Source organism: Novipirellula methanifontis (assembly GCF_052161655.1).
Lineage (GTDB): Bacteria > Planctomycetota > Planctomycetia > Pirellulales > Pirellulaceae > Novipirellula.
In genome coordinates, this window is sequence record NZ_CP197418.1 from 2778163 (window position 1) to 2789894 (window position 11732).

General features: G+C 54.8%; 7 protein-coding genes. 6 read left to right on the plus strand and 1 reads right to left on the minus strand.

Annotated elements, in window-relative coordinates:
- The first annotated feature begins 522 nt into the window (after positions 1 to 522).
- From SH528x_RS09700 to SH528x_RS09725, 6 genes are all read left to right on the plus strand, one after another.
- Positions 523 to 1251, plus strand: coding sequence for a 3-keto-disaccharide hydrolase (locus SH528x_RS09700; protein WP_442510326.1), 729 nt, complete (start codon positions 523 to 525; stop codon positions 1249 to 1251).
- Positions 1252 to 1466: 215 nt separating this feature from the next.
- Entirely contained in the window at positions 1467 to 3557 is a 2091-nt protein-coding gene (locus tag SH528x_RS09705) for a CehA/McbA family metallohydrolase (RefSeq protein WP_442510327.1), read from the plus strand.
- Positions 3558 to 3730: 173 nt separating this feature from the next.
- The gene (locus tag SH528x_RS09710; RefSeq protein ID WP_442510328.1) at positions 3731 to 4111 is read left to right on the plus strand and encodes a BlaI/MecI/CopY family transcriptional regulator; all 381 of its coding nucleotides are present in this window, start codon (positions 3731 to 3733) and stop codon (positions 4109 to 4111) included.
- Positions 4108 to 6756: a M56 family metallopeptidase gene (locus tag SH528x_RS09715; RefSeq protein WP_442510329.1), complete on the plus strand. Its 2649-nt coding sequence runs from the start codon at positions 4108 to 4110 to the stop codon at positions 6754 to 6756. Before SH528x_RS09710 ends, SH528x_RS09715 begins: the two co-directional genes overlap by 4 nt.
- Before the next feature lie 61 nt (positions 6757 to 6817).
- The gene (locus SH528x_RS09720; protein ID WP_442510330.1) at positions 6818 to 9241 is read left to right on the plus strand and encodes a DUF1549 domain-containing protein; all 2424 of its coding nucleotides are present in this window, start codon (positions 6818 to 6820) and stop codon (positions 9239 to 9241) included.
- Positions 9242 to 9274: 33 nt separating this feature from the next.
- The gene (locus tag SH528x_RS09725) at positions 9275 to 10543 is read left to right on the plus strand and encodes a DUF1501 domain-containing protein (protein WP_442510331.1); all 1269 of its coding nucleotides are present in this window, start codon (positions 9275 to 9277) and stop codon (positions 10541 to 10543) included.
- Positions 10544 to 10714: 171 nt separating this feature from the next.
- Here the strand turns inward: SH528x_RS09725 and SH528x_RS09730 are convergent, their stop codons facing one another.
- A complete protein-coding gene (locus SH528x_RS09730; RefSeq protein WP_442510332.1) occupies positions 10715 to 11395 on the minus strand; it encodes a hypothetical protein in 681 nt (226 codons plus the stop codon).
- Positions 11396 to 11732 lie beyond the last annotated feature (337 nt).

Here is an 11732-nt window from a genome sequence, read left to right on the forward strand (position 1 = left end):
ATTCTTGGAAGGAATCCGATCATGATACCGCAAACCCTGCGTAGGATGTGCTTCTAGCAATCGGTCACGTCTACGTTCGAATGACTGCTGGTCGCTGCATGGCTCATGCTCGCAGAACCGGCCCCAACGAAACCCCGTTCAAGCGTTAGAAACTGCGTCCCGGCTAGACTCCCTGACACGGATTTGCTCCCGTGCAAACTCGCGTTGGTAAGCAGGTCAATATGAGTCATTCCACACAATGATCTGAGCCGACGGCGCTAGCCGCGGGCATGTTTCCTGCAATATGGACGGGCCCGCGGCTAGCGCCGTCGGCTCACAAAAGGATCGACGTGGCACTGGTATACGCCGAACGACCTGCTTTACGCACACCGACGCAGTTGCTGAGCCCTATCACGCTCCGGTTTCATCGACCGAAGCGGCCAGTCGGGTGAAAAACGTGTCCCGACAGCGTTCGGTTCTGATTTGCATTACCCTATAGGGTTTGACTGCGACCCGAACCAACATCGCCCCGCCCCAAATCCTATGAGCACCGCAATGACTCGCTTGTTCTGTTTATCGATTGCCCTTGTCGCGATCGTCACCCAGCTTGTATCGGTTTCTGCTGAGACGGAAACGGATGCAAAAACTGTCAGCTTGTTTAACGGCAAAGACTTGACGGGGTGGCATGTCGACATCCCGCATCGGGACAAGAACCCCGACGCAAAACCGAGCTTCATCGTCCGAGACGGGATGCTGGTGAGTCTCGGAGAACCAAACGGCCATTTGATTACGGATGCGGTCTACGAAAACTACCGGTTTGAAGTCGAGTATCGTTTCGCTGCCAAGCCAGGCAACTGCGGCGTGTTGGTCCATGCATCGACGCCGCGTGCGCTGTATGGAATGTTTCCGAAGTCGATCGAGGCACAGATGAACCATACCCACGCGGGCGATTTTTGGTGCATCGTCGAGGACATCACGGTACCCGACATGGTCAAGCGGCGAGGCCCGAAGGAGACGTGGGGCGTCACCGAAGGAAAGGCTCGGAGGATTCTGAACCTGACCGATGGCTCCGAAAATCCAGTGGGCGAGTGGAATACGATGGACATCGAGTGCGTTGGCGATGCCGTCAAAGTCTGGGTCAACGGTGACCTGGTCAACCATGGCACCGACTGCACCGCAAGCAAAGGCCAACTCGCGTTGCAAGCCGAAGGCGCAGAAGTCGAGTTCCGCAAGCTGGAGCTGACTCCGATCACGAAACTTAGTAGCGATTGAAAATTGCTGGCTTGTAGTCGTTGATCGCTCTGCGATCATTACGTTGGATCACGGAGCGATCAACGACGATGGGCATCGATGTGTTGATTTGCATTAGCAGTCGATCTCGGCGTACCTCGCGATTCAATAGCTGGTAAGATTGGCCTCAAGGCTGTTGCCTTACCGCTTGTTTTACGAGGTATTTTTCGCATTGCCTGACCACAGATGGAACGAACATGCAGCTCAAAACAAATCTACTCTTCCTTGTGGCTCTGGTCGTCGTGCCGTGCCCACGCGCCCACTGCGAGCAAGTGTTGATCAGTGGCCTTCGACATGTGCGGATCGAAGGACCGCCAGAATGGACAGAGTTCCCCAATTCACCCGATGAACGATTCATCGACGTCAAATTTAAATCTACCGAAAACAAGAGCGAACGGGCGCTCGTTGTTCAGCAGCAGGATGTCAAGCAGCGTTGGGACGTGACAATCAACGGTACACTGATTGGCCGTCTTCGTATCGATGAAAACGACATGCGGGTCTACTTTCCCGTGCCCGCAAACGTGTTGCGACAAGGGGAAAACGTTTTGCGAATCGAGCAAGCGGCTCAGCGAAATGCTGTGACCGACGACGTCCGCATCGGGAATATCCGACTATTGGATAGAAAGGTCGAGGATGTCCTTTCGCAGGCGTCTTGCGAATTGACCATCGTCGACGCAGGATCTGGCAAATCGCTACCATCGCGAATTACGGTTCTCAACTCGGACGGTGCCCTGCAGTCAGTAGCCGCATCATCAGGCGATCATCTTGCTGTCCGCCCCGGTATCATCTACACATCCAACGGTTCCGCACGATTTGGTCTCCCCGCCGGTCGCTATACGATTTTTGCAGGCCGCGGTTTTGAGTACTCTGTTGACCGGATCGAGATCGCACTGACACCCGGTCAATCGGTCCAGCGAACGTTGAAGCTCACTCGCGAAGTCGACACGGAGGGTTTGGTCGCTTGCGACACGCATGTTCATACGCTTACGCATTCCGGACACGGTGACGCCACCGTTGAAGAGCGAATGATCACGTTGGCTGCCGAGGGTATTGAAATGCCCATTGCCACCGACCACAACTCACATGTCGACTATCGCCCTTTCGCTCGACAAGCGAACGTCAGCGAATATTTCACGCCGGTCATAGGCAACGAAGTGACGTCCCGCATTGGGCATGTCAACATATTCCCGGTTGCGGCCGGTGAGCCGATTCCTGACCACACGTTGACGAGCTGGCAAGCTCTGTTGGACGACATTTATGCGACACCCAACGTCAAAGTCGCTATCCTCAACCACGCTCGCGACCAACATTCCAGCGTCACTCCGTTCGGTCCACTCTTGCACAACTCGGCGGTTGGAGAAAATCTCGAAGGTTGGCATTTCGGTTTCAATGCGATGGAGGTTCTTAACTCGTCAGCCACACAAACGGATATCTTGCGACTGTTTCATGATTGGATGGCTGTCCTGAATCGCGGCTACCGTGTCACTCCCGTCGGTAGCAGTGATTCCCATGATGTCGGCCGCTATATCGTCGGGCAGGGTCGCACCTACATTCGTTGCGACGACGGCGATCCCGGAAACATCGACGTGGACGACGCGGTCGATAAATTCCTGCAGGGCGAAGTGTTGGTCAGCTATGGACTTCTAACCAAGCTAGTCGTCGAGGACTCATTTCAGTCGGGACAAACTGCAACCGCCGGCGGAGACACGGTTCGTTTGAAGGTCCATGTCTTGGGTCCCCACTGGACCGAGGCCAGTAGGATCATTCTCTACTGCAACGGTCAGCAAATTGAAGAGCGAAACATTTCCGAGCGACGTGCCGATTTGGCGACAGGCGTCAAAGCGATTGAGGAGTTTCGCGTCCCGAAACCGAAGCACGATGTGCATTTTGTTGCGATCGCAATTGGACCGGGAATCGACGATCTGTACTGGAAGACTGCCAAACCCTATCAACCGATGTCACCGGATTGGCAACCGCACGTTGTTGGTTGCAGTGGTGCCGTCTGGCTTGATGCGGACCAAGACGGAAAAACAACGTCGGCTCATGAATATGCTCGAGACATTTTCATGAACGCAGGCGGTGATCTGAACGCCATTCTGAAATCGCTGGAAGACTTTGACGAAGCGACCGCGATCCAAGCCGCCCATATGGTTCAGCAGGCGGGCAACTCGCTATTGGATGATTCGAACCAAGCGGCCATTCGGAACGCGGCTCCTCAAACTCGCCGCGGGATCGCTCAGTACCTCAACGCCTGGCGAGAAACTCAGATGGCGAAGTTCAAACCGTAGAATGATCCGCCACTGGACCGCTCCGAAAGAACGGAACCGGCGACAGTGGCCGCCCTTATCTGCGGCTTCGGCCTATTTCAGAAATAAGTCACGAGAGGCTTGACCGCAAGTACTACAATGTGTAGTACTACAGCTGTAGATTTGCGTGTACTTAACAGCAAGAGGTGATCCAAGTGAAACTTGGTGGACGGCAATTGGCGGTGATGCGAGTCCTATGGGAAAGCGGAGAAGCGACCGTGGCGGACGTCCAGGCCCAATTGGGCGTGGAACCGCCGCTGGCCTACTCGACCGTGGCAACAGTGCTTTCTCGGATGGAAAAAAAGGGCTTGGTCGCTCATCGCGAGGAGGAGCGGCAATACTACTACCGCCCCCTGATCTCAAAAGACGGAGCTGGCAAATCGATTGTGGGTGAATTGGTTGATCGCGTGTTCGGAGGAAGTCCTGCGGAACTGGTCAATCATCTGTTGGATAGTGACCAAGTCGACAAGCGAGAGTTGGAACGAATCAAACAGGTTGTGAATGAACATGAATCTCGGTCAGGGAAAAAATCATGAGCGATTTCCACTGGTTCGCGACAATCATCTGCAGCTTTCTGCTCACCTATTTTGTCCATTCAACGGTGATCATCGGTGGGGTCGCATTACTGCGTGTTGGAACCAAACGGTTTGAGCAGCCAGTGCTGCGGGTGCTGGCGTGGAAACTGGCGTTGTTCCTGCCACTACTGACAACAAGCAGCGTTGCGTTTCTTCCGTTTCCTCACTTGGGCTTCCAGATGGCGTTGAATGAGTCGGGCACGCCCAGCCCGAATATTGAAGTCGTCATTCCGCCAGCGGTAGCAAAGTTTGAGAGGGATTTTTCGGTAGCGACGGTTGCCTCGGCGGTGGAGTTCAGTGCCACGTCCGATGAGGAATTATCATCGCTGGCAGCGACCGCTGGCGTCCCCGCGACAGTCCGTGTTCCGCCTCGGCAATGGTTGTTTGTTGTTTTCGCAGCCGCGTGGGGTACGGCTGTCTTGGCGGGACTGATCAGGCTGATGGTTCAGGCAAGACGATTGAGGGCAATACGAAATAATTCCACGCCGCATTGTGATCCTGTCGTATGCGAATCGCTGACGCGTATTGCTCGGCAGATGGGAGTAACTCGGCGAATAGAACTGCTTGAATCGGATCGTATTAGCGGAGCATTCACAGCGGGTATTTGGCGCCCTTTTATCGTGGTGCAGGCTAACCGAGGCGGAGCATCAAATCGCGCTGGCGATCTTCTGCAGATGGGTATCAATGCCAATGAACTGACTCCTTCACAATGGGATGCGTTGTTGGCACATGAGTTGGCGCACATCGCGCATCGTGACGCGATATGGAATTTGCTGATCCAACTCGTCCAGCGTGTGTTTCCATTCCAGCCCCTGAATCGAATTGTCCGACGTCAAATTCAGGTCGCGATGGACTTCGCGGCCGACGAATCAGCGGCAAGAACTTTGGGTGAGCAACAGGGCTTGGTTCAATGTTTGATCCGACTGGGAGATCAAATGCTGGATCGCCGAATGCTCACGTGGACGCAGTCGGGACTCGTTGCCGGAATGACCGCGTTTCGCTCGACGCTTGGTCAACGCGTTGAGAAATTGCTTGATGGAAACAGACCCAACGCCGACGTTCCGCCGATGGCGAGGTTGACCGTGCTGGCAGGTCTAACAGTGTGTGCGATGTCAGCGGCGTCGTTGGCTCCGTTGGCTGTCGCAGAGAAAAAATTTGACCCGTCAGAAAATCAATCTTCTTTAACACAGGTAGGTACCATGAAGCCACAATTAGCGACCTTAGGCCTTCTGCTTGGTTTGACATCTCCGATCGCGGCCGATGAACCTCAGCCGTCATCGGCTCCGGCCAGGCAATTGACGGAACTAAAAACGACCGCAGATCCGTTGCCTGAAGGACTTCGACAATTCAATGGCATGTTGGTCGGTCGCCTCGCAGCGAAAGATGTTGAAAAAGGTACCTTCCTCGTCGCCGTCGACGCTGTGCCTCGCGTGTGGCGAAACAGCAAGGCCGAAAATCCCAAGTCCATCGTTGGCAAGACGGTTCAGGTGACCGGTGTGTTCGGCAAGTTTCTGGATGTCCTGGTTACCACCCGTACCGGTGAGACTTTGGAGTTTGAATGCAAGCACGATGGCAACGCCCTGGTCTTTCCTGGCGAACTGCTGAGAAAAGTGGCTGCGTACAACGCCGAAGATTATCCCGTATTGCCCGAGGAGTTTCGCGGCTTTCGCGGCGCTGTGCTTGCCAGTGTCGTCAAGAAGGATCCAGAAACCTTCGAACTGATTGTCAAGGTTGAAAAAGTTACCGACGTTTGGAAAGAGAATTCAGCGAAACAGCCCGAAAGCATCGTGGGGAAACAGGCAATGATCGCAGGCTTCTGGAATCGCAAAGAGGCCTACCACAATCTGAAAGTGGGCAGTCAGATTCAGGTCGGCATACAACATATCGGTCGACAAAGCGATCACTTAACGGTGGCTGAGTTTGTTCGCCCGACCGGCACGGTGTCGGGCTCGATGCCAGAAATGAAGGAAGAAGAAGTTAGCGATGGAATGACAAAAGGAGTGCGCGGATTTCGTGGGATGCTTGTCGGTCGTCTGGTGAAAAAGGACGTTGAACGTGGAACGTTGACGATTACCGTCGACGCGGTTCCTCGAGTCTGGCAGAACAACCAGTCCTCCGTTCCCAAGTCTCTGATTGGGCAGAACGTTAATGCCGAAGGGGTTCAGGGAAAGATGCTCGATGCGCTCGTCGTGGCCCGGGTTGGTGAGACAGTGGAATTCGGTGCTTTGCACGACGGAGGAGAACGTTTGCGAGTGGGCGAAGTGCTACGGAAAGTCGATCCGGTCAAACCAGGAGACTACCCCGTGCTGCCCGACGACTTCCGCGGTTTTAAGGGCATCTTGGTCGGCAAAGTTATTAAGAAGAATGAACACCTGTGGGAATTGATTGTCGAAGTCAGCGAGGTAAAAAAATCGTTCGAGAACGATCGCGCTCGGAATGCCAACAGCATCGTAGGAAAGCAAATCATGCTGAGCGGATTCTGGAACCGGAAAGATGCTTATCACGACATCTCCGTCGGTGACAAAATTCAGACCGGCGTTGAGCATCCTCAGAAGCTCGGCGACCAAATGAGCGTCATTGAAGGAATTCGCAAGCTCGACGAGTAGCCTGGCTGTCCGCCTACCGGATTTTTCGTCGTTGCTGGTTCCCCTCACAGAGAGTCTGAGCATGCGATTGCCCGTCCTGAAGTCCTGTATCATCGGTGTGTTTTTAGTCGCTTGGCCAGTATCGGCCGTGCGTGGTGCCGATACACTGCCGCCTGCCAGTCAGCGGTATGACGATGCCGAGATCGCCGATGTTCCTGATTTTCAGCGACATGTCGTGCCCCTGCTGGGAAGACTGGGGTGCAACGATCGCAACTGCCATGGCTCGTTCCAGGGGCAAGGAAATTTTCGTCTCTCGCTGTTCGGTTACGATTTCCAGATGGACCATGCGGGGCTGACGGGTAAGGCGACCGCCACAGCGGACAAACGGATCGATATCCAGCACCCCGTCGACAGCCTCATTTTGCAAAAACCCACTTTGCAGATGGATCACGAAGGCGGCGAACGTTTCACCTCGGAATCGTGGGAATACCGATTACTGCATCGCTGGATCGAAGCCAGTGCTCCGAAGGTCAAGCAGCCCCAGGAGCTCGTTCGTCTGGAGGTGCAGCCCTCCGAAATTCTGTTCACCCAGGGGAACGGCACGGATCAACTTCGCGTGGTTGCCGTCTGGCACAATGGTGATCGCGAAGATGTGACGCCCCTCTGCCGATTCCGCACCAATGATGACTCGATCGCGACCGTCAATCAGGATGGCGAAGTGACGTCCGTTGGCGCAGGTGATACGCACGTCATCGCCTTCTACGACAATGGCATTGGTTCGGTGCCGGTGATTCGTCCTCATTCGTCCGAAGGTTTCCAGAGCGCGAAAATCGATTCAAGCACTTCGCCAATCGACCGATTTGTATTCGCAAAACTCAATAAGCTGAACATCACGCCGTCTCCGAATTGCAGCGACGAAGAATTCCTGCGACGTGTCAGCATCGACATCACAGGCACGTTGCCGACTCCCGATGAAGTTAGAAGTTTTCTGAACGACCACCGTGATCACAAACGCAGACGGAAAGTCGATGAGCTGCTCGATCGCCCTGCCTATGCAGCTTGGTGGACCAACAAACTTTGCGACTTCACCGGTTGCAATCCTCAGCAGCAGGCGGAACTCGGCCAGGAACTCTCCGTTCAGTGGTACATGTGGATTCTCTCGCGTCTGGAAGCGAACCTGCCTTATGACGAACTCGTCCGCGGGATTGTCTTGGCTCAGGGAAGACGCCCAGGACAATCTTACGACGACTATGCCGCCGAAACTTCCGCGTACTTCCATGACCAGCCAGACGTTGATTTCGCCGAGCGGGAGACGATGCCTCACTACTGGACTCGGCGGAGCATGCAGAAATCGGAACAGGCTGCCGAGGCGTTCGCACAAAACTTTCTTGGGATTCGGTTGCAATGCGCCCAGTGTCACAAACATCCGTTCGCTCAATGGACACAGCAAGATTACAAAGACTTCAGTCGCTTCTTTGCAAATGTGAAATTTGGCGTCGCCCCGGATGACCAGCAGCGTTATCGCGAATTGGCGAACCAAGTCGGCATCAGCGTTCGCGGTGATGAGGGCTCGCCGGTGCGAAACGAAGATCTGCGAAAGCTCGCCAGCGGTCGAGTCCTCCCCTGGCGCGAACTTTACATCAAGCAACGCGACGAAGCGGAAACCGCCGGCCTGTTGCGAAGCGGTCTCGTGACGCTTGACGGGGAAGCTGATCCACGCCAGCCTGTCATGGATTGGATGAGCAATCCAGAGAACCCCTGGTTCGCTCAGGCGTTGGTCAATCGCGTCTGGGCCTCGTACTTTCACAAAGGGATCGTAGAACCGCCCGACGATTTGAACCCTGCAAATCCCCCCAGCCATCCACAGCTGCTTGACTGGCTGACGAGCCGTTTTATCGAAAACGGATACGACATGAAGTGGTTGCATCGCGAAATCGTATCCAGCCAAACCTATCAGCGGAGCTGGCGTCCCAGCAACGACAATCACAATGATCGCAAGAATTTCAGCCGGGCGATCCCCCGACGAATGGCAGCCGAAGTGGTCTACGACAGTATCAAGCAGGTTGTGGCCTCCGCCGACAAGGCTGTGGAAGTCCGAACCGATCTCACACGTCGCGCCTCGGGGCATCTTTCCATGCGGTTGGCCGGTACCTACGCCATGCAGGTTTTCGGCAAGCCCGAACGTGCGGTGAATTGCGACTGCGAACGGAGCAATCAACCGACGTTGCTGCAGGCTGTGTTTCTGCAGAATGATCCGATCATCGAACAACGGCTCGAAGACAGTGGTTGGCTCCAGGAAATCGCAGAGCGGGAAGCAAACGACCGCTCCCTGCCACTACGCGAGTTGATTGAGGAAGCATGGTTAAGATCACTCGGTCGCCAGCCGACCGAGACAGAATTTGAACGTAGCGTCGTCCATCTCAGCCAGTCGCCATCCGTGGTCGAAGGGATGCAGGACTTGCTGTGGGCCCTGCTGAATACAAAAGAGTTTCTGCTGATCCGCTGAAGTTTAAGAAACCCTCTCCCGCTGGAGTTTAAGATGACAATCTCGCGCCGAAGCTTTCTCCAGGTTGGCTCCATTGGAGCAAGCCTGACCCTGGGGAATTATCTGCGATCTGCCGCCGCCGCAGGTCAGGTCGACGAAGGTCGATCCGCCGTATTGGTGTTCCTCGGTGGAGGGCCATCGCACATGGACACATTCGACATGAAGCCGAATGCAGCGGCCGAATACCGAGGACTGTTTCAGCCGATTCGCACGTCTGTACCTGGGGTTCAGATCTGCGAGCATCTTCCCAAACTGGCTCGCAGTGCAGCGGACTATACCGTGGTCCGGGGCATCTCGCACAGTCTTGCCGATCACGGCTTGGGGACTCGCTATCTGATGACTGGCAACCTGCCGACTCCGGTGGTGGACTACCCGATGTACGGTTCGGTCGTCAGCAAGGAGTTTCCTGGGGTTCCCGATTTGCCTTCGTTTGTATCGATTGACCGACCAGTCGAAGGCCCGGGATATCTTGGTGCTGAATACGGCCCGCTCTCAACCGGCGAGAAACCTCGATTCGGCCAACCGTTTCGAGTGCGTGGCATCACGCTTGATGGAACGTTGACCCTGGATCGATATCGCGCTCGTCGCAAGCTTGTTGACGACATCGACACCGCCTTTGCTGAGTACGAGAATCTCGATAACACGGTTCGCAGCCTCGATCAGTTCTCACAGCAGGCGTATCAAATCATCAGCTCGACCAAGTCCCGTAATGCGTTTGATCTGTCGCTTGAACCGGATCGAGAGGTCGATCGGTTTGGTCGCCACGAGTATGGACAGAGCATGCTGCTGACAACGAGACTGATCGAATCGGGCGTCCGCTTTGTGACCGTTCTGTTGGAAGGCTGGGACACGCATCAGGATAACTTCAATCAGCTTGGACGTGAGTTACTTCCCAACCTCGATCAGTCGTTAACGGCGATGCTAGATCGGTTGAAAGCACAGGGGCGACTCGATTCGACCGCCGTGCTGGTCACAGGCGAATTTGGTCGCACTCCCAAGATCAACAAGGATGCCGGCCGTGATCACTGGGCCCGAGCCATGTGCGCACTGATGGCCGGTGGCAGCGTGCGAGCAGGACAGGTGATCGGCGAAACCGACGCTAAAGGGGAAGGCCCCGCGGGTGACGGATTTACGCCCGACGACCTTGCTGCGACCTTCTTCAAAAACATCGGAATCGATCCCAAAACCGAGTACGACGCCAACGTCGGACGCCCCATCACTCTAGTCCGTAACGGGTCTGTCATCCCAGGAGTTCTGACATAGATCAGGCCGTGGTCCATTGATCAGCTCAGGAGATCTTCGAGGCGAAAATGGCCGCGAGATCTTTTTCAGCGTGGCGTTGCCGATCTGCAAGCGCCGTATCCGTTGACTTAGCAACAGTGACTTGCCAACAGCTTGCTTTGCTCATGGCCTGATTCGCATACCAGAGACTCTTCACTTTCGGGATTGCTCGCTGGCCGGTTCAAGAATCATTGGATCATCCGAAGACGCTTTAGGTAGCTCAGCGTTGTCGCTTGCACACTTTAGAGTCGCTTTGATTGGGAAGCGGGAACCGGAGTTGATTGTTGGGTGCGTGCCCTCGATGCTCAACGTGCTGTCATCCTCAAGCTTCAGCTGAAACTCACCCACACCAGCGCCGCGTCGGAGCGTGATCTGCCCCGTGTCTTCAGGAATGATTCGATAGGATTCACGTTCGGTGGATCTCTCCGAATCAGCCGACTTGTAGGAAAGTGTCAGGTGACAGATTTCGATTCCTTTCATCGCCAGGTACTTCTCTTCGATCTCCAAAATCAGATCAACTTCCGCGACCGATTTTCTTTTAGAGAATCGCGACAGCTGTCCGTCTTTGTCGAGGGCTAGCGGTGGTGAAGTCGCAAAGTTACCTCGTTCGCCCTGGTAGGATTTACCAGTCCATTTGCCAATCAGGTCAGCCAATGGAATTTCGACGTCCGCTTTGCTGCTCGGCTTCACAATCGCCTGTGGTTTCGCCGTCGATGATTCGCGATCGCTCGGCAATGGATTCGGTCGCGTGCTCGGTTCACATCCAGCGGCGACAACCACAGCCAGCGCAGCAATCCAAATGCGGGACGGCAGGCGAAATAGTGACGTGTGCATTTAAGATCCCATCGTGCATATGCATTCGATCAACAACGACTAGCGTGTTCGAGTGCGAGATTCGCCGCTGCGTACAGGTATTTCATATCGTTCGCCTGAAGGATTAGATCGAGGCGCATGACGCGTTGGTCGGTTTTCTCTCAACCAAAAGGCAAGTCCCAGTACTGCCATGAAGATCAAGAATACAATGAACTTTCCCAGGAAGCTGGACGAACTGTCGCTTCGAGGTTGGTTCATATCGGTTCACATGTCCGCTTTGGTGTCTCGACACCATTGGAATCTGGGTACTGTGATGATCCATGCAATCGCGACAGTTTGAACTGTCAGCACATTTACC

Bases quoted from the DNA above. Each gene is read 5' to 3' on its own strand.
- SH528x_RS09700 (WP_442510326.1), top strand. From the start codon at position 523: ATGAGCACCGCAATGACTCGCTTGTTCTGTTTATCGATTGCCCTTGTC.
- SH528x_RS09705 (WP_442510327.1), top strand. From the start codon at position 1,467: ATGCAGCTCAAAACAAATCTACTCTTCCTTGTGGCTCTGGTCGTCGTG.
- SH528x_RS09715 (WP_442510329.1), top strand. From the start codon at position 4,108: ATGAGCGATTTCCACTGGTTCGCGACAATCATCTGCAGCTTTCTGCTC.
- SH528x_RS09720 (WP_442510330.1), top strand. From the start codon at position 6,818: ATGCGATTGCCCGTCCTGAAGTCCTGTATCATCGGTGTGTTTTTAGTC.
- SH528x_RS09725 (WP_442510331.1), top strand. From the start codon at position 9,275: ATGACAATCTCGCGCCGAAGCTTTCTCCAGGTTGGCTCCATTGGAGCA.
- SH528x_RS09730 (WP_442510332.1), bottom strand. From the start codon at position 11,395: ATGCACACGTCACTATTTCGCCTGCCGTCCCGCATTTGGATTGCTGCG.